The sequence below is a fragment of the Pseudonocardia halophobica genome, from assembly GCF_027922425.1.
GTDB lineage: Bacteria > Actinomycetota > Actinomycetes > Mycobacteriales > Pseudonocardiaceae > Pseudonocardia > Pseudonocardia halophobica.
On the sequence record NZ_BSFQ01000001.1, the window covers coordinates 204,270 to 229,296 of the forward strand.

23 protein-coding genes are annotated in these 25,027 nt (G+C 73.0%); 9 read left to right on the forward strand and 14 right to left on the reverse strand.

The features are described 5' to 3' along the window. Window positions 1-26 precede the first annotated feature (26 nt). From gyrB to dnaA, 6 genes are all read right to left on the reverse strand, one after another. A complete protein-coding gene (gene gyrB / locus PKE99_RS01010; protein WP_037042115.1) occupies window positions 27-2,006 on the reverse strand; it encodes a DNA topoisomerase (ATP-hydrolyzing) subunit B in 1,980 nt (659 codons plus the stop codon). A 435-nt stretch (window positions 2,007-2,441) separates the two neighbouring features. Continuing rightward, window positions 2,442-2,921, reverse strand: coding sequence for a DciA family protein (locus tag PKE99_RS01015; protein ID WP_037042518.1), 480 nt, complete (start codon window positions 2,919-2,921; stop codon window positions 2,442-2,444). Window positions 2,922-3,185: 264 nt separating this feature from the next. After that, on the reverse strand, window positions 3,186-4,322 hold the full coding sequence (gene recF / locus PKE99_RS01020; protein WP_037042113.1) for a DNA replication/repair protein RecF: 1,137 nt from the start codon (window positions 4,320-4,322) through the stop codon (window positions 3,186-3,188). Between the two features lie 14 nt (window positions 4,323-4,336). Further along, on the reverse strand, window positions 4,337-5,284 hold the full coding sequence (gene gnd, locus PKE99_RS01025; RefSeq protein ID WP_037042112.1) for a phosphogluconate dehydrogenase (NAD(+)-dependent, decarboxylating): 948 nt from the start codon (window positions 5,282-5,284) through the stop codon (window positions 4,337-4,339). A 162-nt stretch (window positions 5,285-5,446) separates the two neighbouring features. Continuing rightward, window positions 5,447-6,601 (reverse strand): DNA polymerase III subunit beta, encoded by a 1,155-nt coding sequence (dnaN, locus tag PKE99_RS01030; protein ID WP_037042110.1) that lies wholly within the window; start codon window positions 6,599-6,601, stop codon window positions 5,447-5,449. Window positions 6,602-7,866: 1,265 nt separating this feature from the next. Next, entirely contained in the window at window positions 7,867-9,528 is a 1,662-nt protein-coding gene (gene dnaA, locus PKE99_RS01035; RefSeq protein ID WP_037042108.1) for a chromosomal replication initiator protein DnaA, read from the reverse strand. Window positions 9,529-10,065: 537 nt separating this feature from the next. Between dnaA and rpmH the strand changes: the two genes are divergently transcribed. From rpmH to PKE99_RS01075, 8 genes are all read left to right on the forward strand, one after another. Next, entirely contained in the window at window positions 10,066-10,203 is a 138-nt protein-coding gene (gene rpmH, locus PKE99_RS01040; protein WP_037042106.1) for a 50S ribosomal protein L34, read from the forward strand. 16 nt (window positions 10,204-10,219) lie between these two features. Beyond that, complete coding sequence (gene rnpA, locus PKE99_RS01045; RefSeq protein ID WP_037042104.1) at window positions 10,220-10,597, forward strand: ribonuclease P protein component; 378 nt, start codon at window positions 10,220-10,222, stop codon at window positions 10,595-10,597. Beyond that, window positions 10,594-10,929, forward strand: coding sequence for a membrane protein insertion efficiency factor YidD (gene yidD, locus PKE99_RS01050; protein ID WP_081923869.1), 336 nt, complete (start codon window positions 10,594-10,596; stop codon window positions 10,927-10,929). The genes rnpA and yidD overlap by 4 nt, the downstream gene beginning before the upstream one ends. Further along, window positions 10,923-12,038, forward strand: a complete 1,116-nt coding sequence (gene yidC / locus PKE99_RS01055; RefSeq protein ID WP_037042102.1) for a membrane protein insertase YidC — start codon at window positions 10,923-10,925, stop codon at window positions 12,036-12,038. The genes yidD and yidC overlap by 7 nt, the downstream gene beginning before the upstream one ends. A 136-nt stretch (window positions 12,039-12,174) precedes the next feature. Beyond that, window positions 12,175-12,666, forward strand: coding sequence for a Jag family protein (locus tag PKE99_RS01060; RefSeq protein WP_037042101.1), 492 nt, complete (start codon window positions 12,175-12,177; stop codon window positions 12,664-12,666). Window positions 12,667-12,777: 111 nt separating this feature from the next. Next, complete coding sequence (rsmG, locus tag PKE99_RS01065) at window positions 12,778-13,440, forward strand: 16S rRNA (guanine(527)-N(7))-methyltransferase RsmG (protein ID WP_037042100.1); 663 nt, start codon at window positions 12,778-12,780, stop codon at window positions 13,438-13,440. 43 nt (window positions 13,441-13,483) lie between these two features. After that, complete coding sequence (locus PKE99_RS01070) at window positions 13,484-14,380, forward strand: ParA family protein (protein ID WP_037042099.1); 897 nt, start codon at window positions 13,484-13,486, stop codon at window positions 14,378-14,380. Beyond that, window positions 14,381-15,355: a ParB/RepB/Spo0J family partition protein gene (locus PKE99_RS01075; RefSeq protein ID WP_037042098.1), complete on the forward strand. Its 975-nt coding sequence runs from the start codon at window positions 14,381-14,383 to the stop codon at window positions 15,353-15,355. It abuts the gene before it with no gap. Between the two features lie 45 nt (window positions 15,356-15,400). Here PKE99_RS01075 and PKE99_RS01080 read toward each other — a convergent pair whose 3' ends face one another. Both PKE99_RS01080 and PKE99_RS01085 read right to left on the reverse strand, forming a co-directional pair. After that, window positions 15,401-16,348, reverse strand: coding sequence for a D-alanine--D-alanine ligase family protein (locus PKE99_RS01080; protein WP_037042514.1), 948 nt, complete (start codon window positions 16,346-16,348; stop codon window positions 15,401-15,403). Between the two features lie 296 nt (window positions 16,349-16,644). Continuing rightward, window positions 16,645-18,036 (reverse strand): aminotransferase-like domain-containing protein, encoded by a 1,392-nt coding sequence (locus PKE99_RS01085; RefSeq protein WP_081923897.1) that lies wholly within the window; start codon window positions 18,034-18,036, stop codon window positions 16,645-16,647. Between the two features lie 234 nt (window positions 18,037-18,270). Here PKE99_RS01085 and PKE99_RS01090 point away from each other — a divergent pair, with 234 nt between their 5' ends. Next, entirely contained in the window at window positions 18,271-18,948 is a 678-nt protein-coding gene (locus tag PKE99_RS01090) for a GNAT family N-acetyltransferase (protein ID WP_037042097.1), read from the forward strand. 106 nt (window positions 18,949-19,054) lie between these two features. Here PKE99_RS01090 and PKE99_RS01095 read toward each other — a convergent pair whose 3' ends face one another. The 6 genes from PKE99_RS01095 to PKE99_RS01120 all read right to left on the reverse strand — a co-directional run bounded on the left by PKE99_RS01095 (window position 19,055) and on the right by PKE99_RS01120 (window position 25,024). Continuing rightward, a complete protein-coding gene (locus tag PKE99_RS01095) occupies window positions 19,055-20,212 on the reverse strand; it encodes an N-acetylmuramoyl-L-alanine amidase (protein WP_037042096.1) in 1,158 nt (385 codons plus the stop codon). A gap of 280 nt (window positions 20,213-20,492) precedes the next feature. Continuing rightward, window positions 20,493-20,819 carry a thioredoxin gene (gene trxA / locus PKE99_RS01100; protein WP_037042095.1) on the reverse strand — a complete coding sequence of 109 codons (327 nt, stop codon included), beginning with the start codon at window positions 20,817-20,819 and terminating at the stop codon, window positions 20,493-20,495. Window positions 20,820-20,881: 62 nt separating this feature from the next. Continuing rightward, a complete protein-coding gene (trxB, locus tag PKE99_RS01105) occupies window positions 20,882-21,883 on the reverse strand; it encodes a thioredoxin-disulfide reductase (RefSeq protein WP_037042094.1) in 1,002 nt (333 codons plus the stop codon). Between the two features lie 95 nt (window positions 21,884-21,978). Next, window positions 21,979-22,632, reverse strand: coding sequence for an RsmA family anti-sigma factor (locus tag PKE99_RS01110; protein ID WP_037042084.1), 654 nt, complete (start codon window positions 22,630-22,632; stop codon window positions 21,979-21,981). Continuing rightward, window positions 22,629-23,183: an RNA polymerase sigma factor SigM gene (gene sigM / locus PKE99_RS01115; protein WP_063739676.1), complete on the reverse strand. Its 555-nt coding sequence runs from the start codon at window positions 23,181-23,183 to the stop codon at window positions 22,629-22,631. The genes PKE99_RS01110 and sigM overlap by 4 nt, the downstream gene beginning before the upstream one ends. An 80-nt stretch (window positions 23,184-23,263) precedes the next feature. Further along, on the reverse strand, window positions 23,264-25,024 hold the full coding sequence (locus PKE99_RS01120) for a protein kinase family protein (RefSeq protein ID WP_037042082.1): 1,761 nt from the start codon (window positions 25,022-25,024) through the stop codon (window positions 23,264-23,266). Between the last annotated feature and the right edge of the window lie 3 nt (window positions 25,025-25,027).

Here is a 25,027-nt window from a genome sequence, read left to right on the forward strand (position 1 = left end):
ACGTGCGTCTAGAACAGGCGTGTGATCTAGACGTCCAGGAAGCGCACGTCCTTCGCGTTGCGGGTGATGAAGGAACGCCGCGACTCCACGTCCTCGCCCATCAGGACGGAGAACAGCTCGTCCGCCGTGGCGGCGTCGTCGAGCGTGACACGCAGCAGGACCCGGTGCGCCGGGTCCATCGTCGTCTCCCAGAGCTCCTTGGCGTTCATCTCGCCGAGACCCTTGTAGCGCTGCACGCCCTCGTCCTTGGGCAGCTTCTTGCCGGCCTCGCGACCGGCCGCGATCAGCCCGTCCCGCTCCGCATCGGAGTAGGCGAACTCCGGCTCGGCGCCGCGCCCGCTCCACTTGATCTTGTAGAGCGGCGGCTGCGCGAGGAACACGTGACCGGCCTCGACCAGCGGGCGCATGAACCGGAACAGCAGCGTGAGCAGCAGCGTGCGGATGTGCTGGCCGTCGACGTCCGCGTCGGCCATCAGCACGATCTTGTGGTACCGCAGCTTCGCGAGGTCGAACTCCTCGTGGATGCCGGTGCCCAGCGCCGTGATGATCGACTGGACCTCGGTGTTCTTGAGGACGCGGTCGATCCGGGCCTTCTCGACGTTGATGATCTTGCCGCGGATCGGCAGGATCGCCTGGTACATCGAGTCCCGGCCGGACTTGGCCGAGCCGCCCGCGGAGTCGCCCTCCACGATGTAGACCTCGGACTTGGTCGGGTCGGTGGAGCGGCAGTCCGCCAGCTTGCCCGGCAGCCCGCCGATGTCGCCCGCGCTCTTGCGCCTGACCAGCTCGCGGGCCTTGCGGGCCGCCAGCCGGGCCTGCGCCGACGACACCGCCTTGTTCACGATGATCTTGGCCTCGGCCGGGTTGCGCTCGAACCAGTCCGAGAGCCACTCGTTGCTGATCTTCTGCACGAACGACTTGACCTCGGTGTTGCCGAGCTTGGTCTTGGTCTGGCCCTCGAACTGCGGCTCGGCGACCTTGACCGACACGATCGCGGCGAGGCCCTCGCGGATGTCGTCCCCGGACAGGGCCGGGTCCTTCTCCTTGAGCAGCTTCTTGTCCCGCGCGTACCGGTTGACCGTGGTGGTCAGCGCGGAGCGGAAGCCCTCCTCGTGGGTGCCGCCCTCGTGCGTGTTGATCGTGTTCGCGAACGTGTAGACGGACTCGGAGTAGCCCGAGTTCCACTGCATCGCGACCTCGATCTGGTGCCCGGGGCCCTCGCCGGTGTAGCCGATGACCTTCCGGTGGATCGGGTCCTTGCTCTTGTTGAGGTGGGCGACGAAGTCCTCGAGACCGCCCGGGTAGTGGAAGGTCTGCTCCTTGACCTTGGCCACGAAGCCCTCGGCGTCGGGCTCCTCGGCCTCCTCCGACTCCCCGTTGCGCTCGTCACGCAGGACGATGGTGAGCCCCTTGTTGAGGAACGCCATCTCCTGCAGCCGGCGCTGGATGGTCTCGAGGTTGTAGGTCGTGGTCTCGAAGATCGTGGGGTCGGCCCAGAAGGTGATCGAGGTGCCGGTGCGCTTCGTGGCCTCGCCCTTGTGCAGGACGCCGGGGACCGAGTGGTCGTAGCGCTGGGTCCAGACGTGGCCGCCGACGTTGATCTCGACGTCCAGCCGGCTCGACAGCGCGTTCACGACCGAGACGCCGACGCCGTGCAGGCCGCCGGACACCGCGTAGGACTTGCCGTCGAACTTGCCGCCGGCGTGCAGCACGGTGAGCACGACCTCGACGGCCGGCTTCTTCTCCACCGGGTGCATGTCGACCGGGATGCCGCGGCCGTCGTCCACCACGCGGACACCGCCGTCGGCGGTCAGGGTCACCTCGACGCGCGTCGCGTACCCGGCCATCGCCTCGTCGACCGCGTTGTCCACGACCTCCCAGATGAGGTGGTGCAGACCGCGCTCGCCGGTGGAGCCGATGTACATGCCGGGGCGCTTGCGGACGGCCTCCAGGCCCTCGAGGACCGTGATCGACGACGCGCTGTAGCCGCTCTTCTTCTCCGCCACGGGCTGTTGGTCTCCTCGCCACGAGAGCCGGCCCGGGGACGCGCGGGACACGCGCCGGTACCGGCGAGGACCGGGCGGGGCACGGGGACCCGCACGGCACTACTGATGATTCTACCGGTCCGGCCCGACAGGAATGCGGCTAGGACACGTCCAGAATCGTCACAGCGGCGCGATCGTGGGCCGAAACGGGTCCGGACGGCGGGAACGGGGGTCGAACGGCGCTGCTGCGGCGTCATGTGGCGCTGAGCGGGCCCCTGGCGGACGCGAACGGTCGTCCCCGGCCCGGCACCGCCGGGATGAACGAACGGCACCTTCGCCCCATCCTCGTGAGCCGGAGCGCCGTTCGTGCTGGTCGCGGAGGTGCGTCGGGGGCGGGTCACCCGTCCGTGTCCCGACGGTCCCCGGACCGCCGCCCGGTCAGCACTCCCTGGCCTGTCAGCCGTACGTGTCCCGGGGGCCGCGGCCGCGGACGTGGCGGGGGCCGTGCCGCCAGCTCGGCCCGCTCGGCCCGACCACGCGGATCCGGCGCACGACGTCCGGCCCCACCGCCCCGGCGAGCCGCTGCAGCAGCTGGCGCTGCAACGTCCGGAGCTGCGTGGCCCACGCGGTCGACTCCGCCTGCAGGGTCAGCTCGCCGTCCCGCAGCGAGACCGGCGTGCAGTGGTCGGCGATGTCCGGCCCGACGAGCGTGGGCCAGCGGCCCAGCACCGTCGCGTCGGTCAGCCGCGAGGACCAGCCGCGGTCCATCGCCACCCGGGACACCACCCGGCCGAACGGCTGCGGGTCGCGGTTGTCCGGGCCGGGGCCGGACCAGCGCCGGCGGCGACCGCGGCCGAAGCCCTTCGGCCGCACGCCCCGCTGCTCGGCCTCCCGCTCCTGCCGCTTCTGGGCGTTGGCCTCCCGGGCGGCCGCCAGCGCATCCCGGGCGAGGTCCGCACCGCGTCGCTCACCGTCGCCGACCGGTTCCTCCCCGTCGCGCCGAGCGGTACGAGCGGTCTCGTCCCCAGGGGTGTGGACAGGGTTGTGGGCTACCGGTCGGTCCGACGGTCGATCGTTCGCGGCGGGCGGTGTGTTGTGACGGGAGTCACGAGAGGAGCGGGAGTTATCCACAGTATCCACAACCTTGTCCCCAGGAGCGCCCGCCCGGAGGGCGCTCGACGTCTTCCGTTCCGTCGCACGTCAGGTGGTGTTCGGCGGTGGTGTGTCCGGTTCGACCCGTACCGCCGATCCACCGCCCACCGCATAGCGCGTCCCCAGCAGCTCCGCCGGGACGTCCTCCGCGACCGCCGCGGTCACGACGACCTGCTCCGCCTCCGCGGCGACCGCGGACAACGCGCGCCGCCGTTGCGCGTCCAGCTCGGCGAACACGTCGTCGAGGATGAGGACGGGCTCGACGTCGTCGGCCTTCAGCAGCCGGTACGAGGCCAGCCGAAGCGCGAGCGCGATCGCCCACGACTCGCCGTGGCTCGCGTAGCCCTTCGCCGGCCCCTCGCCGAGGTTGAGCAGCAGGTCGTCCCGGTGCGGGCCGACCAGGCACACCCCGCGCTCGATCTCCTGCCGGCGCACCTGGGCGAGCTCGTCGAGGAGGAGCGCCTCGAGCTCTTGTGGTGAGGGGGGCAGCTCGCCGGGGATCGAGCACCGGTAGGCCAGCGTCAAGGGATCCGACGACGGCGCCACCTCGGCGAAGGCCTTCTCGGCGTGCGGCGCGATGCCCTCGACCAGGTCGAGCCGGCCGGCCAGCAGCGCGGCACCGTGCCGGGCGAGGTGCCCGTCCCAGACCTCGAGGGTGGAGAGGTCGGCGTGGCGGTTGCGTGCGGTCTTGAGCAGCGCGGACCGCTGCCGCAGCACACGCTCGTAGTCGCTGCGCACGCCGGCGTAGCGCGGGTAGCGGGCCACGAGCAGCTCGTCGAGGAACCGCCGGCGCTCGCCGGGGTCGCCGCGGACGAGGGCGAGGTCCTCCGGCGCGAACAGGACGCTGCGCAGGATGCCGAGGATCTCGCGCGGGCGCGCCACCGGCGCACGGTTGACCCGCGCCCGGTTGGCCTTGCCGGCGGTGATCTCCAGCTCGACGTTCAGCTCGCGGCCCTGGTGCACGACCTGGCCGCGGACGATGGCGCGCTGGGCGCCGCGCCGGATCAGCGGGGCGTCCGTGGCGACCCGGTGCGAGCCGAGCGTGGCGAGGTACCCGATCGCCTCGACCAGGTTCGTCTTGCCGACGCCGTTGGACCCGACCAGGACGGTGACGCCCGGTTCCAGGAGGAGCTCCGCGCGTTCCCAGGAGCGGAAGTCCTCGACCGCGAGCCGACGGAGATGCACCTCGCAGGTCTACCTCAGCCGTGGGTGGAGCCGGTGCCCGAGCTGGGTCCCGCGACGTCACCGGGGGCGCCGGCCGGGCCGGCGGCCTTCTTCACCGCGTGCCCGCCGAACTGGTTGCGCAGCGCCGCGACCGCCTTCATCGCGGGCGACTCGTCCTGCCGGGAGGCGAAGCGCGCGAAAAGCGCCGCGGAGATCACCGGAAGCGGAACTGCGTGCTGGATGGCCTCCTCGATCGTCCACCGGCCCTCGCCGGAGTCGTCGACGTAGCCCTCGAGGTCGGCCAGGTGCGGGTCGTCGGACAGCGCGTTGACCAGCAGGTCCAGCAACCAGGACCGGACGACGGTGCCGCGCGACCACGCCTGGATCACCCCGGGCACGTCCTCGACCAGCGGCGAGGCCTCCATCAGCTCGAAGCCCTCGGCGTAGGCCTGCATCAGGCCGTACTCGATGCCGTTGTGCACCATCTTCGAGAAGTGGCCGGCACCGACCGGGCCGGCGTGGGCGAAGCCCTCCTCGCGCGGGCCCTCCGGCCGCAGCGCGTCGAAGATCGGCATGGCGAGCTCGATGTGCTCCGGGGCGCCGCCCGCCATCAGGCCGTAGCCGTTGTCCTTGCCCCAGATGCCGCCGGACACACCACAGTCGACGTAGCCGATCCCCCTGCCGTGCAACAGCTCCGCGTTCGGGGCGTCGTCGGTGTAGCGGGAGTTGCCGCCGTCGATCACCAGGTCGCCGGGCTCGAGGATGTCGGCCAGCGCGCGGACCGTGGAGCGGGTCGGCTCGCCGGAGGGCACCATCACCCAGACCACCCGCGGCGCGGACAGCGCCTTCGCGAGGTCCTCGAGCGACGGCACGTCGGTCACCTCGGGCCGCGGGTCGAACCCGACGACCTCGTGGCCCGCCGCGCGCACCCGGTCCCGCATGTTGCCGCCCATGCGGCCCAGGCCGATCAGTCCGAGTTGCACGTCCCGCTCCCTACAGCTCGCTCGTGGGTCCCCGCGCCGGCCGGCGCCGGACCCATCGTGCCGCATCGGACGGCGCGACGATCAGTCGGAGCACGGCGCTCGGACGCCGATACTCGCTTCGCGAGCTCCGCTCAGCGCTGATGTTCGCTCCGCGAGCTCCGCTCAGCCCGGCAGGCGGACCGGCATCAGCAGGTGGAGGTACCCCGGAACGGCGGGGGCGTCACCCGCGTCCTCACCGTCGGCCGGCGGGACGACCGGGCGCACCAGGGCGGGCCGGTTCGGCGTGGTGAACGTGAGCTGCGCCTTCTCGGTGTGCAGCGCGCCGAGGGCGTCGAGCAGGTAGCCGGGGTTGAACGCGATGGTGAGCGCGGTGCCGTCGAGCGCGCAGGGCAGCTCCTCCTCGGCGCTCCCGACGTCCTCGCCGCCGGCCGCGAGCCGCAGGCCCTCCTCGCCGAACTCCAGCCGGATCTGCGCGACGCGGTCCGCGACCAGCGACACGCGCTTGATCGCCTCGACGAGCGCGGCGACCTCGAGCTCGGCCGCGGTGGTGTGCTCGGCGGGGATCAGCTGCCGGAAGCGCGGGAACTCGGCGTCGAGCAGGCGGGTGGTGGCGCGGCGGCCGCCACCGGTCATGCCGAGCATCCCGTCGCCCGCGGAGAGCGCGATCTCGACGGTGCCGGCGCCGGCGAGCGTCTTCGCCACGTCCGAGAGCGTCTTCGCCGGGATGAGCACGGCGGTGGACACGCCGGCGTCCTCGGGCTGCCAGTCGAGCTCGCGGACCGCGAGCCGGAACCGGTCCGTGGCGGCCAGGGTCAGCCGGGAGCCCTCGATCTCCAGCCGGACGCCGGTGAGCATCGGCAGCGTGTCGTCCCGGCCCGCGGCGACGGCCACCTGGGCGACCGCCCCGGCCAGCTCCGCGGCGTCGACCGCGCCGGCGCGCTGCGGCATCGCCGGCAGCTGCGGGTAGTCCTCCACCGGCATGATCGGCAGCGAGAACCGGCTGTTCCCGCAGTTGATCGTGGCCCGGGCGCCGTCGACCACGAGGTCGACCGGCTTGTTCGGCAGGGCGCGGGTGATGTCCGCGAGCAGCCGGCCGGAGACGAGCACCTGGCCTGGGTCGCCGATCGTCGCGTCGAGCTCCACGCGGGCCGAGGTCTCGTAGTCGAACCCGGAGACCGTGAGCCGGTCGCCGCCCTCCCCCGAGGCGGCGTCGATCAGGACACCACCGAGGACCGGAACCGGCGGCCGCGCGGGCAGGCTGCGTGCCACCCAGGCGGCAGCGTCGGCGAGGACGTCGCGTTCGACCCGGAACTTCATGGCGAGGGAGACCTTTCACCGGTGGTCACTGGGTGTGACCGGGAGGCGGGCACACGGGACGGGCTGTGAGGAGCCCGGACGAGGTGGGTCCCCGACGGGGTCCGGCGGCTCGGCCGTGAACGGCTCCCCGGGATCCCGCCGACGACCCGGCGGTCCGGGATCGGCCGACTCACCGTAGAGCCTCCCGCGTCCGGGTGTCACGTCGCCCGGTCGCCGTCCGGCGAGCGGTCGGCGGAGATCGGCTCGTGCCCCGTCCGTGTCCTCCATCCACCCCCTTCTTTCTCTTGTAGTTCCTCGAAGAGAGAACTCCAGAAGCAGAGACAGGGCCTGTGCACAGTGTGGATGGCCGTCGTCGTCGCAGGTCGCGCGGTGCGGCGTCCTGGGGACCGAGCCTCGGGACCGAGTCGGGACGGACGCGGCGGGCCGTGGATGGCCGGCGTTCTCGCGAGGTTGTCCGACGCCCATCCCCGTCCCGGTGGGGAGTTGTCCACTGTTCTCGGGGCGTCCGTCCACGGGCTGCGGCACGACAATCCACAGAGTTGTCCCCAGATGTGGGTGAAGCGTGGCCGTGCGTCCACGCTGTGCGACCGGTCGGCGTCCTCGCGGCAACCCGGTGGCGACGGGCGGCACCCTCAGAAGTCCCGCCCTGCACACGTTCCGCAACTGACCGTGAGCGGATCGGTCACGCCGCGAGCCCGGCGCTGGGCCGGCCGTGCGCCGAACGCCCCCTACCGGACGACGAGCGGTGAGGGCGGGAGCGACACGCGGGCGATTTCGATCTCTACCGGATGGAGATCGCGGTCGGGAGGTGTGGGAGGCGGCGAAGCGGAAGTGGATCTCCACGGCGGTCGTTCCGCGTGCTGCGGAGAGGCGCTGAGACGGCCGCAGAGGCCCGTTCGCGATGAGCCGTGTGGGTGCAGGTGGTCCGGTGCAGCCGGTGACGGTGCGAGATCGGGCGGCTCGTGCTGCGGCGGGCTCCTCCCGGCCGGAGAGCTTGGGGATGGCTGGGGACAACTCGCGATCTTCGCTGCTCGCGCGCCCGCGAGTCGGAGGCTCCGGTGGCGCGAGTCGGGAGATGTGGAGCGCCGCGAGGCCGGTGGGGCGTCCGTGATCGTCGGCTCGGGCGCAGATCGGTCGCCCGTGGCGTCGAGCGGTCCCGGACGACGATCACGTCGGTGAGCGCGCCGCCGTAGGGCGCCGAGCCGGCGCACACCGATTCGCACGCTGCCCGAGGCTGCCCTCCGGCCACCGGAGGGCAGCCGCCCTCAGTGCCGGGCGCGCTGCTTGATGCGGGCGGTGAGCTCCTGCACCTGCTCGAAGGTCTTACGACGCAGCGAGATCTCGTTGCGGATCTTCTTGTCCGCGTGCATGACCGTGGTGTGGTCGCGGCCGCCGAAGGTCTGCCCGATGCGCGGCAGCGAGAGGTCGGTGAGCTCGCGGCACAGGTACATGGAGATCTGGCGGGCCTGGGCGAGGGCCTTCGTCTTCCCCGGCCCGCAGAGCTCCTCCATCGTCACGTCGAAGAACTCGGCGGTGACCGCCATGATCGTCGGCGCGGTGATCTCGGAGGCGGCCGAGTCGGGGATGAGGTCGCGCAGCACGATCTCGGCGAGCTGCGTGTCGACCGGCTGCCGGTTGAGCGAGGCGAAGGCCGTCACGCGGATCAGCGCGCCCTCGAGCTCACGGATGTTCCGCTCGATGCGCTCGGCGATGAACTCCAGCACGTCCCCGGGCACGGCGAGCCGGTCCTGCGCGGCCTTCTTCCGGAGGATCGCGATGCGCGTCTCCAGCTCGGGCGGCTGGATGTCGGTGATCAGGCCCCACTCGAACCGGGTGCGCATGCGGTCCTCGAGGGTCTCGAGACGCTTCGGCGGCCGGTCGGAGGAGACGACGATCTGCTTGTTCGCGTTGTGGAGGGTGTTGAAGGTGTGGAAGAACTCCTCCTGGGTCCCCTCCTTCCCCTCCAGGAACTGGATGTCGTCGACCAGCAGGACGTCGACGTCCCGGTAGCGGCGCTGGAAGGCGACCTTGCGGTCGTCGCGCAGGGAGTTGATGAAGTCGTTCGTGAACTCCTCGGTACTGACGTACCGCACCCGCATCCCCGGGAAGAGCCGCTGGGCGTAGTGCCCCACCGCGTGCAGCAGGTGGGTCTTGCCCAGCCCGGACTCGCCCCAGATGAAGAGCGGGTTGTAGGCGCGCGCCGGCGCCTCGGCCACCGCCACCGCCGCGGCGTGCGAGAAGCGGTTCGACGCCCCGATGACGAAGGTGTCGAAGGTGTACTTCTCGTTCAGCCGGGTCTGCGAGCGCGGTGCGACCGGGTCGCCCGCCTGCGGGGCCGAGTAGGTCGGCCACACCTCGGGACGGCCGGGGGTGAGCGGGCCGGCCTCGCCGGGGACCGGCGGCTCGGCGCGGTCGACCCCGGCGGGCTCGGGGAGCGCCGCGGCCGCGGCCGGGTCCACCGGGATGCCCGACGGCGGGGTGGGCGCGTCGTGCACCGTGCCGTCCGCCCCGTTCGATGCCGGGGGCGCCATGCCGGGCAGGGGTGCCGCCGCGACCGGGCTCCGACCGTCGGCGATCTCGCCGAGCGACGGGGCACCGGGCCGCACGCGCGACGGCGGGTCCGGGACGTCCGTCCCGCCGGAGGCGGCGTTGGCGTCGACCACCACCGCGAGGTTCACCTGCACGCCCATGTGCCGGCCGATGGCATCGCTGATCGGGCGCCGGAGAATGCGCTCGATCGCGTCCTTCGCGAACTCGCTGGGCGCGGCGAGCAGGGCCGTGCCGTCGAGGAGCCCGAGCGGGCGGGTCAGCCGCAGGAAGGCGCGCTGCTGCGCGGACAGTCCGGGCGAGCCCGGATCCGTCGCGGGTCCGGCGAGGTCGGCGATGACCAGGCTCCACACCTGGGCGAGGTCACCGGGTTCGGCCACCGCTCGGCCCCTCTCCGCGTGCCGACCGTGGGGAGCGGTGGGCACGACCTCGTTCGTCGTCTCGTCGGTGTGGGCTGGGCATCCCCAGACTTATCCACACATGTGCGTAGACCGTACGCAGGGGAGTACGGCGGGCCGCGACCACCCTCCTGTCGGGCGCGCGCCCGCAGCGTCCGTCGTGTGACAGTCGGAGAAGCCCCGATCCCCCCGGATGGAACTGCGAAGCCCGCACGCTAACAACGACCGGCCCGAGGTCACAAGATGCGCAGGTCGGGAGCCTGTACGGACCCGTCCGACGCCCCCGTCCCAACCTGCGGCGATCACGCAGCGCACCCTCGTCGTCACCGGGATCGGGGCCGCCGCGGGGGTGGTTTGCACCGCTCGGAAGCGGCTGCGTACCCTGGTCTGCAGGCGCGGTCCCGTCGCCGGCACGTCCGCGTGCCCCGACACGGCAGATGCTGCCACCGCGCACGACCGAGATCAGAAGCTACCGACGGCCCGAGCACCCCGCGGCGCCGTCGACCGGGAGAGTCGACCGTGAGCAAGCGCACCTTTCAGCCGAACAACCGCCGCCGGGCCAAGACGCACGGCTTCCGGCTTCGGATGCGCACGCGCGCCGGGCGCGCGATCATCTCCGCGCGCCGCCGCAAGGGCCGCTCGCAGCTCTCGGCCTGATCCCCGCACCGTCGGAGTGCTGCCCGCCGGCGCCCGGCTGACCCGTCGGGACGAGTTCGCCTCGACGATCCGCCACGGCCGCCGTGCGGGCCGCTCCCGGCTCGTCGTACATCTGGACATGGCGTCCACCACCGACCCGGCCTCGCAGGCTCCGCCGCGGGCCGGGTTCGTCGTGAGCAAGGCCGTCGGGAACGCGGTGGTCCGCCACCGCGTGGCCCGGCGGTTGCGTCATCTCGTCGCGGCCCGGCTCGGCATCCTGCCGACCGGGTCGTCGCTCGTCGTGCGGGCGCTCCCGCCCGCCGCCGCGGCGACCTCCGCCGAGCTCGGCGCGGACCTGGACTCCGCGCTGCGCTCCGCGTCGAAGAAGCTGCGGGGCCGGGAGCCCGCCCGGTGAGCCCCTCCCCCGCGGCCCGCGTCCTGGTCGGCGCGGTGCGCGTCTACCAGCGCTGGATCTCCCCCGCGCTGCCCCCGACCTGCCGCTTCTACCCGAGCTGCAGCGCCTACGCGCTCGAGGCCGTGCAGGTGCACGGCGCGGCGCGCGGCACGTGGCTGGCCGTGCGACGGCTGCTGCGCTGCCACCCGTGGCACCCTGGCGGGGTGGACCCGGTACCACCCCGGGCCCCGGATCAGGACCCGGAGCCCGAGGAACCCGATCGCCCCGCCCGCCCCGACGACCGTCGAGCCGCCGACTGCACTGAGAAGTGCGAGGAGCAAGCGCCGTGCTGAACTTCATCTACTACCCCGTGTCGTTCATCATGTGGGTCTGGCACAAGGCGTTCGGCTTCGTGTTCGGCGCGGACTCGGGCATCTCCTGGGTGCTCGCGGTGATCTTCCTGGTCTTCACCCTGCGCGCCATCCTGTACAAGCCCTTCGTCGGGCAGGTCCGCTCCATGCGGAAGATGCAGGAGATGGCGCCGGAGATGCAGAAGCTCCGGAAGAAGTACGCCAACGACAAGCAGAAGCTCGCCGCGGAGATGCAGAAGCTCCAGTCGGAGAACGGGGCGAACCCGCTCGGCGGCTGTCTGCCGGTCCTGGTGCAGGTCCCGGTGTTCATCGGCCTGTTCCACGTCCTGCGCGAGTTCAAGCCGGGCAAGACCGAGAACTACTTCTTCGGCGCCGACGAGGTGCGCTCCTTCGTCGACTCGGACTTCTTCGGCGCCAAGCTGGGCGCCTCGGTCGTCAACACCCAGTACTCGACGACCAGCCTCGCCGAGCTCGGCGGCAACCTGACCAGCCAGCTGATCGTCATGATCCCGCTGATGATCATCGCGGGCATCTTCACGCACATCACCGCGCGGCACTCGGTGGCCCGCCAGGCGGCCAACCCCGCGGCCATGGCGAACTCGCAGACCGCGATCATGAACAAGCTGATGCTGTACGTGTTCCCGATCGGTGTCGTGGTCGGTGGCCCGTTCCTCCCGCTCGCCATCCTGTTCTACTGGGTCTCCAACAACCTCTGGACCCTCGGCCAGCAGTACGTCGTCTACAAGAGGATCGACGCCGAGGAGGCCGAGAAGAAGGAGAAGGCGTCCGCGCAGCGCAACTCCCTCGCCCCGAAGCCGGGCCAGAAGCCGCAGCGCGACGTCCGCGGCGTGACCGACGGGGCCACCAACGGTGCGGCGCCGGCCGACGAGGTGGAGATCGACTCCAACGGCAGCGGCGACGGCGACCCGTCGGCCGCGCCCGCGAAGAAGCCGGGCGCCAAGCCCGTGAACAAGCCGAAGCCGGGAGCGAAGCCCGTGGGCGGGAAGCCGGCGAACCGGCCGGCCGGCCAGGGCGGGCGCCCCGGCGGCGGCAACCGGACGCAGGCCCGGAAGGGCAAGAAGCGCCGGTGACACGAGGTCGGCGGGCGCGGCGACGCGACCCCGACCTCGACGGACCTTCGAGCGGGCGGCCGGGCGGCGCCGCCCGCTCACCTCGTCCGACCCGCCCGGGCGGAGCGGACGAGCGCAACGTGGAGAGGAGACACACGTGCCGAAGACCGCGGAGAGCGGGTCCGAGGACCAGCTGATCAAAGAGGGGGACATCGCGGGCGACTACCTCGAGCGCCTGCTCGACATCCTCGACTACGACGGCGACATCGACCTCGACGTCGAGGCCGGTCGGGCCATCGTCAGCATCGACGGCGGCGAGGACCTCGTGAAGCTCGTGGGCGACCGGGGCCAGGCGCTGGAGTCGCTGCAGGAGCTGACCCGGCTCGCCGTGCAGCAGGCGTCGGGCAACCGCAGCCGGCTGATGCTGGACATCGCCGGCTGGCGGCAGAGCCGCCGGGACGAGCTCACCGAGCTCGGCACCCGGACCGCGCAGGAGGTCAAGGACTCGGGCCAGTCCGTGCGGCTCCGCCCGATGACCCCGTTCGAGCGCAAGGTCGTGCACGACGCCGTCGCCGCGGTGAAGGGCGTCTCCAGCGAGAGCGAGGGCGAGGAGCCGCGCCGGCAGGTCGTCGTCTTCCGCGACAAGTGAGGCCGGGTCCCCCCGGGACCCGCACCCCAGCACCCGCCCGCGCCCTCCGTGTCCGCATCGGACCGGAGGGCGCGGGCGTGTCCGGCCCCTCCAGAATCTGGACGGTTTCACGTGGAACATCCCCCCGCCCCGGCGGAGAAGGTCTTCGGCGACCGCCTCGACCTCGCCGCCCGGTACGTCGAGCACCTCGCGACGTCCGGTGTCGAGCGCGGCCTCATCGGCCCGCGCGAGACCGACCGCCTGTGGGACCGGCACGTCCTGAACTGTGCCGTCGTCGCGGAACTCGTGCCGGACGGCGCGAAGGTCGTCGACGTGGGTTCGGGAGCGGGCCTTCCCGGGATACCGTTGGCGCTGGCTCGCCCGGATCTTCGGATCGTGCTCGTGGAGCCGCTCGCCCGCCGGGTGGAGTGGCTCAGCGAGATCATCGACGATCTGGGCCTGTCGCTCACCGTGGAGCGGGGGCGGGCCGAGGAGAATGCGATCCGGCGGCGATGGGAGGGGGCGGACGTGGTGACCGCTCGTGCCGTCGCGCCGCTCGCCCGGCTCGCCGGCTGGTCGATCCCGCTGCTCCGGGTCGGTGGCAGGCTGCTCGCCGTAAAGGGTGCCTCGGCACCCGACGAGATCGCCCGGGACGCCGACGAGGTCCGCAGGCTCGGCGGCGGCACCCCGGTGATCGAGCGGTGCGGGGCCGGCGTCGTCGACCCGCCGAGCACCGTCGTCTCGGTCGAACGGGAGAGTCGGACCGCCGGCAGGCCGCGGAGGAGGCGCTCGTGATCCCGCCGTTCCACGTGACACGTCGTCAGGAAGGCCCCGCACGATGAGCATCGGCTGGACCCCCATCGCCGAGGAGGCGGAGCGTGCCGCCCGCCTGCGGCACCCCGACCGGCACTCGATGCCGAAGCCGGCGCACCGGCGGATCCTCACCGTCGCCAACCAGAAGGGCGGCGTCGGGAAGACCACGAGCACCGTCAACATCGCGGCCGCGCTCGCGATGCACGGCCTGCGGGTGCTCGTGGTGGACCTCGACCCCCAGGGCAACGCGAGCACGGCCCTCGGCGTCGAGCACCGCGCCGGCACGCCGTCGATCTACGAGGCGCTGCTCGGCGAGATCGGGATCGTCGAGGCCACGGCGGTGAGCACGGCGTCGGACAACCTGCTGTGCGTGCCCGCCACGATCGACCTGGCCGGCGCCGAGATCGAACTGGTCAGCATGGTCGCCCGCGAGTCCCGGCTGCGGCAGGCGCTGTCCGACGAGGTGCTCGACGAGCTCGCCGTCGACTACGTCCTGATCGACTGCCCGCCCTCGCTGGGCCTGCTGACGGTCAACGCGCTCGTCGCGGCCGCCGAGGTGCTGATCCCGATCCAGTGCGAGTACTACGCGCTGGAGGGGCTCGGCCAGCTGCTGAGCAACATCGACCTCGTGCGGTCGCACCTCAACACCGCGCTGCACGTGTCGACGATCCTGCTGACCATGTACGACGGCCGCACCAAGCTCGCCGACCAGGTCACCTCGGAGGTGCGCCAGCACTTCGGCGGCACCGTGCTGCGGACGGTCATCCCACGCAGCGTGAAGGTCTCCGAGGCCCCGGGCTACAGCCAGACGGTGCTCGCCTACGACCCCGGGTCACGCGGCGCGATGAGCTACGTCGACGCCGCCCGGGAGATCGCGCAGTACGGCTCGCGGATGGGCGGGCCGGAGACGAACGGGGCGTAGATGGCCGAGCGCAAGGGCGGGCTGGGCCGCGGCCTGGCCGCGCTGATCCCCACGGCGCCTCCGGGCGAGCCTTCGACCCGCCCCTCTCCCCCGACGCCGTCGGCGCACGTGCCGGAGTCGTGGGACCGGGGCGCGCCGACGGACGGGTTCGCGCCGGCCGGGGCCGTCGCCGAGGCGGGCGCGGTCTACCGGGAGATCCCGGTCGCGGCGATCCGGCCCAACCCGAAGCAGCCGCGCAGCCAGTTCGACGAGGAGCACCTCGCCGAGCTGGCGCACTCGATCCGCGAGTTCGGGCTGCTGCAGCCCATCGTGGTTCGCGAGAAGGGCTCCGGGAGCTACGAGCTCGTCATGGGCGAGCGGCGGTGGCGGGCCTCGCAGCAGGCCGGCCTCGAGGTACTGCCGGCGATCGTCCGGCGCACCGGCAACGACGAGATGCTGCGGGACGCGCTGCTGGAGAACATCCACCGCGTGCAGCTGAACCCGCTCGAGGAGGCGGCCGCCTACGAGCAGCTCCTCGCGGAGTTCGGCGTGACCCAGACCGAGCTGGCCGACCGCATCGGCCGCAGCCGGCCGGTGGTCACCAACATGATCCGGCTGCTGCGCCTTCCGGTGGCCGTCCAGCGTCGGGTCGCCGCGGGCGTGCTGTCCGCCGGTCACGCCCGCGCCCTCCTCGGGCTCGACGACGCCGAGGCCCAGGAGGAGCTGGCCGCGCGGATCGTCGCCGAGGGCATGTCGGTGCGCGCGACCGAGGAAGCGGTCGTGCTCGCGCGCAACGAGCGGTCGCCGGGCAGGCAGCGGCAGTCCCGCTCCCGCCCCGCGCCGACCGAGGGGATGACCGAGCTCGCCACGCGCCTCTCCGACCGCTTCGACACCACGGTCAAGGTGGAGATGGGCGCGCGGAAGGGACGGCTCGTCGTCGAGTTCGGGTCGGCGGAGGACCTCGAGCGCATCGCCGGGTTGATCGAGCGGGGCTGAGCCCCTCCCACGGGGATCGGCGCGGGTGCCGTTCCCCGTGAAACGTCATCCCCGCTCGACGGCGCGCTCCACGAGGGCCGCGAAGACGGTGCCCAGGTCGCTCCCCTCGGCCGCGACGGCGGTGGGGAGCAACGACGTGTCGGTGAGCCCGGGCGACACGTTCACCTCGAGGATCTGGACGCGGCCGTCGGCGTCGACGACGGCGTCCATGCGGGAGACGTCGCGGAGCCCGAGCAGGGCGTGCGCCTCGAGGGCGGTCTCGCGGAGGCGGTCCAGGACGTCGTCGGGCAGCCGGGCCGGGCAGTGGAAGCTCGCGGCCCCCTGCGTGTAGCGGGCCGTGTAGTCGTAGACGCCGCCGGGGACGTCGACCTCGACCGGCGGCAACGCGCGCGGCTCGGCGCCGTCGTGCACCACGGACACGGCGACCTCGGTGCCGATGACGAACCGCTCGGCGAGGACCGTGTCGGCGTAGGCGAGGCAGCTGACCATCGCCGACGGCAGCTCGGCGGCCGAGCGGACCACCTGGGCCCCGAGGGCGGAGCCGCCCTGGTCCGGCTTGAGCATCAGCGGCAGCCCGAGCCGGTCCACCATCGCGTCGAGGACGGCCTGGGCGCCCAGCTCGCGGAAGGTCGTGTGCGGCAGGGCGACCCAGTCCGGGGTGTCCAGGCCGGAGCGCGCGAGCTCGGCCTTCGCGGTCGGCTTGTCCCAGGCGCGCCGGCATGCCGCGGACGCGGTGCCCACGAACGGCACCCCGAGGAGCTCCAGGACGGCCTGCACCGCCCCGTTCTCGCCCTCTCCCCCGTGCAGCGCGACGATCGCGGCGTCGGGGCGCTCGGTGCGCAGGCGCTCGATCAGCGCGGCGTCGGCGTCCCACTCGCGGACCTCCAGCCCGCTGGCGCGCAGGGCGCCGGCCAACCGGCGCCCGGATCGCAGGGACACCTCACGCTCGTGGGAGAGCCCACCCGCCAGCACGGCCACGCTTCGATCGCTCACCGGGGCATTCTGCGCCACGGCCCCGCCGGGTCCGGCGTCCGGTCCGAGGTGTTCCACGTGAAACAGCGGCCCGCGGGACGGCCGACCGGCACCCGGAGCGGGGGAAGTTCGGCCCTGTCACGACACGGCCGTTCCGGGGAGGGTGACGCGATGCTCCTCTCGCACCCGGCCCTCACCGTGCGCATCGTCGAGCCCTCCTGCGGAACGGAGTGAGCGCGCCCGTGTTTCACGTGAAACGGGCCGGGAACGAGGAACGCCCCGCGGTGCGCACCGCGGGGCGTTCGGAAGACCGGGGATCAGGCCGTGTCGGGGCTCGGGGTGTGCGACCCCCTCCGGAGTTCGGGCGCCGGCGCGGCGGGGAGGCCGAAGGTGCGTCGCACCTCCAGCTCGGCCTCGATCACCCCGGCGAGGCGACGGACGCCCTCGGTGATGCGCTCCGGCGTCGGGTAGCAGTACGAGAGCCGCAGCTGGCGGCTGCCGAGCCCGTCGGCGTAGAACCCGGTGCCCGACGCGTACGCCACGCGGGCGGTGACGGCGCGCGGCAGCATCGCCTTGGCGTCGACGCCCTCCGGCAGCGTGACCCAGACGTAGAAGCCACCGTCGGGCACGGTCCAGGTGCAGCCCTCCGGCAGGTACGTGTCGAGCGCGGACAGCATCGCGTCCCGCCGCTCGCGGTACTGCTCGGTGTAGGCCTTCACCTGCGCGCGCCAGTCGTGCTTCTCCAGGTACCGGGACACGACCATCTGCGTGAAGCTCGGCGGGCACAGCGTGGCGGACTCCGCGGCCAGCACCAGCCGGTCCCGCACCGCCGGCGGCACGAGCGCCCACCCGACCCGCAGACCGGAGGCGAACGTCTTGGAGAACGACCCGAGGTAGATGACCGAGCGGTCCAGCGACCGCAGCGCCGGGTAGCGGGTGCTGCTGAAGCCGAGCAGCCCGTACGGGTTGTCCTCGACGACGCCCACCCCGTACTCCGCGCACAGGTCCAACACCCGCTGCCGCCGCTCGACGGCCATGGTCACACCGGCGGGGTTGTGGAAGTTCGGGATCGTGTAGAGGAACTTCGGGGTGACACCGCGCGCGGTGAGCGAGCGCAGCGCCTCCTCGAGCAGCTCCGGGACGAGCCCGTGCTCGTCCATCGCCACGTGGACCACGCGCGCCTGGTAGGCGGCGAAGCTGCCCAGGGCGCCGACGTACGAGGGCCCCTCGGCGAGGACCACGTCGCCCGGGTCGCAGAACAGCCGGGTGACGAGGTCGAGGGCCATCTGCGACCCGACGGTCACGACGACGTCGTTCGGGTCGGCCTCGATCCCCTCCTCCCGCATGACGTCGCAGATCTGGGCGCGCAGCGCCGGCACGCCCTGGGCGGAGCCGTACTGCAGCGCGACCTGGCCCTCGCGGGCGACGAGGTCGCCGATCTCGCCGGACAGCTCGTCGAGCGGGAGGGCGGCGAGGTTGGGCATGCCGCCCGCGAGCGAGACGACCTCGGGGCGGCTGGCGACGGCGAAGAGGGCGCGGATCTCGGAGGCGACCATCCCGGAGGTCCGTGCTGCGAACCGCTCCGTGGGAGGGACCGGCGCGGCTGCCGCCGCCCGCTCGACGGAGACGTCGGGCTGCTGCGGGGACGGCGGGATCGTCACGGTGGATCCTCCAGGTCGACGGCTGAGCGGAGCTCGCGGAGCGAACATCGGCGCCGATCGCCGCCCGGCGGCCACGCGCGCGCAGCCTCGGGGAGCGAAAGTGGCACCTGAGTGTAACCGGGACGGGTGTACGCCCTGCCCTTCGGCGAGGCTGAGACACCGGTCGCAGCAGCCGGGGTGTCGCAGGGGCCCGTATCGACCTACCATCGAACGGCCTCGTGATCACACGGGGGCTCTCGACCACGCGGAACCCGATCGGGTCGGCCGCCCGGAGGTAGCACGTTGTCCTGGCACGTCGCCGCGGTCAACCTCGACAACCTGGGAGACCTCCCCAAGCGTTGTCGCTCCTGCGTCTTCTGGGAGCTCGCACCGCACCTGGCCAAACAGGCCGAGGAGTTCGGCACCACCGATCTCGAGAAGGAGGCCTGGGTCTCGGAGATCCTGCTCGAGTGGGGCTCGTGCGGGAAGATCGTCTACGTCCGCGGGGCGCCCGCCGGCTACGTCATGTACGCGCCGCCCTCCGCGGTCCCCCGCGCCACCGAGATGCCCACCGGTCCCGTGAGTGCCGACGCGGTGCTGCTCACGACCCTTCAGGTCATGCCGGAGTACGCCGGCGAGGGCCTCGGCCGCATGCTCGCCCAGTCCGTGGTGAAGGACCTCACCCGCCGTGGCGTGAAGGCCGTCGAGGCCTTCGGCGAGGCGCGGCCGGGCTCCGAGCCCGGCTGCATCATCCCGGCCGACTTCCTGCGCAGCGTCGGGTTCAAGACGGTCCGGCCGCACCCGCGCTGGCCCCGGTTGCGAATGGAGCTCCGCTCGGGGATCACGTGGAAGGAGGACGTCGAGCACGCGCTCGAGCAACTCCTCGGGACCGTCACGATCCCGATGCAGGCCGCGGCGCCCGTCGGGCAGCCCGGGTACCAGGTACCCGCCCCGGCCGGTGCGCGCGTACGCGCGATCTGAGGGCGCGCTGTACGGCCCGCTGAGCGACCGAATTACACGAGTGTGACCCAGGGCCCCGGGAACAGGTGATTGGCCGTTCCCGGCCCTGAGATCGATTCTCCCGGCCTCAGATGGCCTGGGCCTGGTTCCGGTTGATCTCGTGGGCCAACACGTCCGAGAACGTGAACGTGCCCGTCGGCTGGTCGTTCTGACCGAGCAGGTACAGCCGCTTGACGGCCACGAGGATGCCCTCGGCCACCACGTCGCGGAAGCCGGGGTCGAGCAGCTTGGTCCGGTCGCCGATGTGCGTGAGGTAGCCGAGCTCCACGCGGACGGCCGGCATCTGCGTCAGCCGCAGGAGCTCCCACGTGCGGGCCTGGCTGCCGCAGTCGAGCATCGCGGTGCGGGTGAGCAGCTCGCGCTGGATCAGCCCGGCGAGCGCCTCTCCCACGGTGGAGGTGGCGCCCGAGCCGTTGCCGAAGTGGAAGGTGGCGAGGCCCTGCGCGTACATGCTCCGGTTCGCGTCGGCGTGCAGGGAGAGCACGAGGTCGGCGTTCGCCTCGTTCGCGAACGCGGCGCGCTCGGCCTCGGCCGGGCAGGTGTCCTCCCGGCGGGAGAGCAGCGCCTCCATGCCGGTGGCGGACATGCGCCCGACGAGCCGGCGGGCGAGGTCCCACATCAGGTCGGCCTCGCACACCCCGGCGACCTGGACGCCGCGGTCGAGGCCGCCGTGCCCGGGGTCGACGACGATCCGCTTGCCGCGCATCCGCGGGCCGGCGCGCCGGAGCAGCTCCTGCTCGCGCAGCAGGCCGGGACGCCCGCCGACGACCTTCCGGCCGAGCTGGCGAAGGGCACGCAGGGTGCCGGGGCCGCACACACCGTCCGCGGCGAGCCCGTAGTCCCGCTGGAAGCCGCGCAGGGCCTGCTCGGTGCGCTCGTCGAACACGCCGGAGGGGCGGCCGGGGTCGTAGCCGAGCTCGAGGAGGCGGGTCTGGAGCTGACCGACGTCGTCCCCGCTCATGGGCGCGGACACCATCAGCGCCAGCATCCGGTCGCCGAGCTTCCAGCCGGCCTCACGCAGCGCGCGGTAGGTGTCCGGGCCGACGATCCCGTCGGTGATCAGCCCGCGGCGCTGCTGGAACGCCTGGACGGCCCGCTCGACGGCACCGTCGAACACGTCGTCGGAACCCGGGGCCGGGGCGGCGGCCAGGAGGCCGAACCGCCGCAGCGTGGTCCTGATCTCGACGACCGCCGGGCCGCGGTCCCCGCGGCGGAGCAGCTGCATGCACCCCTCGCTCGATCTCCGTCGCGCCGAACCGACGGCGCGTCTCGATGGTCCGGGCCCGCACGCCGGCACGCGGCGCACTCCGGCATGTCGGCCCGGTTCTCGGCCGCCGACCATTCTGCCCTGCGGTGCCACGTCCGGGGGACAGCGGGGCGTGCACGGGCGTGTCCGCGCAGTCAGCGGACGAGAAGGGCGCCGAACGGCCGAACGGCCCGTCGACCGATCGCCGGGTGTACCGGGCGATCGGCGACAGGCCGTGTCGGATCGGTTGCGGACCGACCTACAGGTAGTCGGACAGGTCGTTCAGCAGGGCGGCCTTCGGCTTGGCGCCGACGATGGTCTTCACCGGCTGGCCGTCCTTGAACAGGATCATGGTCGGGATCGACATGACCTGGTACTGCTGGGCGGTCTTGCCGTTGGCGTCGATGTCGAGCTTCGCGACGGTCAGGTTGTCCTTGTGCTCGCCGGCGATCTCGTCGAGCACCGGGGCGACCATCTTGCACGGCCCGCACCAGGTCGCCCAGAAGTCGACCAGCACGGTCTTGCCGCTCTTGAGGACGTCCTGCTCGAACGTGGCGTCGGTGACGTCCACGGTGTTGTTGCCCATCGCGTTGCTCTCCTCGTTCGGTACTGCGCCAGGAAGAAGGGTGCCAGGAAGTACGGGGACGGTCAGTGGACCGCGGCCGCGACGTCCTCCGCGTCGCTGCCGTAGCCGCCGCCGGCCATCTCGGGGTCGATCGGCTCCTCGGCCAGCCAGCGCTCGGCGTCGATCGCCGCGGAGCAGCCCGACCCGGCGGCGGTGATCGCCTGCCGGTAGGTGTGGTCGACCAGGTCACCACAGGCGAACACGCCCGGGATGTTGGTGTGCGTCGACGGGGCCGTGGTCTTGACGTAGCCCTCGTCGTCGAGCTCGACCTGGCCGCGGACCAGCTCGCTGCGCGGGTCGTGCCCGATCGCCACGAACATCCCCGAGACCTCGAGGGTGGACTCCTCGCCGGTCACCGTGTCCTTGAGCTTGAGCGCGGACACGCCGTTGTCGCCGACGACCTCGGTGACGGCCTTGTTCAGCTCCCAGCGCATCTTCGGGTCGTTCTGCGCGCGCTCCAGCATGATCTTCGAGGCGCGGAACTCGTCGCGGCGGTGCACCACCGTGACGCTCGACCCGAACCGGGTGAGGAAGGTGGCCTCCTCCATCGCCGAGTCGCCGCCGCCGATCACGGCGATCGGCTTGTCCCGGAAGAAGAACCCGTCACAGGTGGCACAGGCCGACACCCCGCGCCCGAGCAGCTCCTGCTCCCCCGGCACACCGAGGTAGCGGGCCGCGGCCCCCATGGCGAGGATGACCGCGCGGGACCGGTAGGTCACGCCGTTGGCGGTGACCTCCTTGACCGCGCCCTCGAGCTGCACCGACTCGACGTCCTCGGCCCGCAGGTCGGCGCCGAAGCGCTTGGCCTGCCCGCGCATCTGCTCCATCAGCTCCGGGCCCATGATGCCGTCGGTGAAGCCGGGGAAGTTCTCGACCTCGGTCGTGGTCATCAGGGCGCCGCCGAACTGGGTCCCCTCGAACACCAGGGGCGCGAGCTGGGCGCGCGCGGCGTAGACCGCTGCGGTGTACCCCGCCGGTCCGGAGCCGATGATGATCAGCTCGTGGATCTTCTGCTCGGTGCTCACCGATGCCTCTCCTCCCGCTCTCCGGCCCAGTCAACACGATCCTAGGAGCGGGCATTCCCCCGGCGGAGCGGCGCACGGCAGGGCTGTGGCTCCGGTCACCCACCCGTGGTGAGGTCGGCCAGGACCGCGCCGCAGCCCTCGTCCGGGACGACGGCGCGCACCCGGCCGAGCACGCCCGTGCCGAGCACGAGCAGGGTCCCCCGCCGCCCCTCGACGACGACCGGGCGCCCGGCGAGGAGCGGGCCGCGAACGGGCGCGGCGCCGGCGCGGTCCAGGCAGGCCGCGAGGGCCGCCGGCTCCCGCAGCTCCCCGACGTCGAGGGTGCCCTCCGCGAGCACCCGTGCGGCGGCGGAGGCGGGGTCGACCGCATCGCCCGCCGGCTGAGCGGACGGCCCGACGATCGCGACGGCGACCAGCGCGGCGGCCGCGGCCGTGAGCAGGAGCGGACGCCGCCGCGGACCCCGTCGTGAGTGGTAATCGTCGCTATGACGACTATTGCCACTCACGGGGTCGTCCAGCGCGTCGAACCCCGCCGCCAGCCTCGCGGCGACGGCGGTGGGCAGGCGGACCGGCGGTACGGCGGCCAGTTCGGCGCGGGTCGTCGCGAGCGCGGCCAGCACCCGGTCGCTGCCCGGTCCGGCCGCCGCGATCACGCGGCTCGCCGCGTCCTCGTCGGGCAGACCGGCCTCGGCCTCGGCCAACCGGGTGAGCCAGCCGCCACCGGCCGCGAACCCCTCCGGACCGCTCATGCGCCCTCCTCCCGCAGGTGCCCGAGCAGCCCGGCGAGCCGGACCCGGCCGCGGGCGCAGCGACTCTTCACGGTGCCCGCCGGCACCTGCAGGATCGCCGCCACGTCGGCGACGGGATATCCCATCACATCGACGAGAACGACGGGAACGCGCTGGTCGGCGGGCAGATGGGCCAGCGCGTCGAGCACCGCCAGCCGGGTCGTGGCGCCCTCGGCGGGATCGCGCCCGACCGGCACCCGGTGGGTGCCCCCGTACCCGGAGGGCGGCCGCGCGCGGTCGTACCGGATCCGGTCGACGCACTTGTTCACCACGATCCGGTGCAGCCACGTGCTCACCGACGCCTCCCCGCGGAAGCCCGCCGAGCGGCGGTAGGCCGACTCGAGCGCGTCCTGCAGGACGTCCGCGGCGTCCTCCGGGTCGCGGAGCACCCGCAGCGCCACCGCCCACAGCCGGTCGCCGTGCCGGCGCACCAGCTCGTCGAACGCGCGGCGCTCGCCGGACCGGTGCGCCTCCAGCAGCTGCAGGTCGGACCGCGCGTCGAGCAGGGGCACGCGGCGGACGCTAGGAGCCGGGTGCCCCCGCGTGGTCCGGAACGGCGCAACCGTTCACAGGAGTGACTTCAGCAGCCTCCTCAGAGGCCCGCGCGGTAGAAGGTGAGCTCGTCGATCTGGCTCACGTTCGCGTCGCCCCCGCCGCCGAGCTTGGTGATCCACACCAGCACGTGCTGGGTCGGCTGGCTGTCGGCCAGCGAGATCGTGCTGGTGCCGGTGGTGAGGGTCTGCCTGGTCAGCAGCTGGGTGTCCTTGAGGTCGGCGTCGGCCGACGGCGCCGACCGGATCTCGACGACCGTCCCGGCGCTCGGCGACTGGACCGTGATCCGGGACAGCTGCTCCACCGAGGCGAAGGAAGCCATCAGGCCCACACCCGGCTTGAGCGCCGGCAGCTGCTGCTTGTACGTGAAGGTCGACCAGCTTGTGGTCGGGTTCCCGTCGACCGCCCGCTCGACGTCGACGGCGTTGTCCCGGTCCCCGGTGCGGTCGTACACCTCGAGCGAGACGCCGCTGACCGCCACGCTCGCGGCGGGGCCACCGGGGGCGGTCGGGTTGGGTGCGGCCGCCGCGTTGTCACCGACGACGATCGCCGGGCCGCTCGACTCCCCGAACATCGAGCCGAGCTGCACACCCAGGTACCCGAGCACCACGAGCACACCCGCGGCGAGCACGCTCAGCCCGATCAGCAGCTTTCGCCGCCGGTCCGGGTCCTGCGGCGTGGCCTTGCGCGTCTTGTTCTGCCAGACGTCGCCGGGCTCGGCGGGCACGCCGTCGTGCTCCGGCGGGAAGATCGCGCCCCGGTCGTCCTCGAGCACGACCTCGCCGATCATCTGCTTCACGGCGGCAGCGGTGTGCACGCGACCGACGGCGGGCCCCACGGCGTGCGACCCGAGTGCGGCCGTGCAGACGGCGTCGAGCTCGACGGGCACGCCGGGACGCAGCGCCGACGGCGGCACCGGGGCGCCGTGCTCGTCCCGCTCCGGGGAGGGCAGGCCGGCGCGCGCGGCGTCGGAGCCCGACAGCGGCCACCGCGAGGTCAGCAGGGTGTAGAGGACGGCGCCGAGCCCGCGGACGTCGTCCTCGGGCGTGAGGCCGGGCCGGGGCAGCACGAACGCGACCTGCGCCCGCCCGTCCCGGGTGACCCGGATCCGCTGCGGGTGGTCGGTGCCGAGGACCAGGCCCCGGCCGTGCGCCTCCTCGGCGGCCGAGGCGAGCTGCTGGACCATGCGGGCCGCGCGCAACGGCTTGATCAGCCCGCCCGCGACGGCCTCGGTCAGGCTGTGCTCGGCGACCCACTCGGTGACGGCCGCGCCGAGCACGTCCGACGGGACGCCGGGCGAGCCCGCGGCCAGGACGTCGAGCAGCCGGGCGCAGCCCGCGTGCTCGAAACCGCCGGAGCGCAGCGCACGGACGATCATCTCGCCGGCGCGGGCGGTGCCCTCCGGGTCCTCGTCCGCCTCGTCGGCGGGGAGCCGGCGCAGCACGGTGACGCCGACGTCCCGCTGCAGGATCGTGTCCTCGGCCCGCCAGAACTCGGCACCCGCGCTGAGGTCCGAACCGACGCGCAGGACGAGCCGGTAGCGGTTGCCGAGGACGGTGCCGGGGCCGGTCGCCGCCGTGGACCGGACGGCGCTCTCGGCGCGTCCGAGCGAAGCGCCGTTGACCGGCGGCGCGGACTGGACCGAGCGGACCGTGGCCGCGTCGGGCGGGACGGCGGGGCTCGGGATCGCGGTGCCGGGGACCGTGGGTGCGGCGGCGGTGGTCGAGGTGACGGATGCGGCGGATGCGGTGGCACCGGTGCCCGGGCCGGGCACAGGGCTCTCCTCCGTCTGCCCGCTCACCGG

What these genes read in the sequence shown, in the direction of transcription:
- dnaN (WP_037042110.1), bottom strand. Translation starts at nt 6,601, where the DNA reads ATGAAGTTCCGGGTCGAACGCGACGTCCTCGCCGACGCTGCCGCCTGG.
- PKE99_RS01070 (WP_037042099.1), top strand. Translation starts at nt 13,484, where the DNA reads ATGAGCATCGGCTGGACCCCCATCGCCGAGGAGGCGGAGCGTGCCGCC.
- PKE99_RS01075 (WP_037042098.1), top strand. Translation starts at nt 14,381, where the DNA reads ATGGCCGAGCGCAAGGGCGGGCTGGGCCGCGGCCTGGCCGCGCTGATC.
- PKE99_RS01085 (WP_081923897.1), bottom strand. Translation starts at nt 18,036, where the DNA reads ATGTTCGCTCCGCGAGCTCCGCTCAGCCGTCGACCTGGAGGATCCACC.
- PKE99_RS01095 (WP_037042096.1), bottom strand. Translation starts at nt 20,212, where the DNA reads ATGCAGCTGCTCCGCCGCGGGGACCGCGGCCCGGCGGTCGTCGAGATC.
- trxA (WP_037042095.1), bottom strand. Translation starts at nt 20,819, where the DNA reads ATGGGCAACAACACCGTGGACGTCACCGACGCCACGTTCGAGCAGGAC.
- PKE99_RS01110 (WP_037042084.1), bottom strand. Translation starts at nt 22,632, where the DNA reads ATGAGCGGTCCGGAGGGGTTCGCGGCCGGTGGCGGCTGGCTCACCCGG.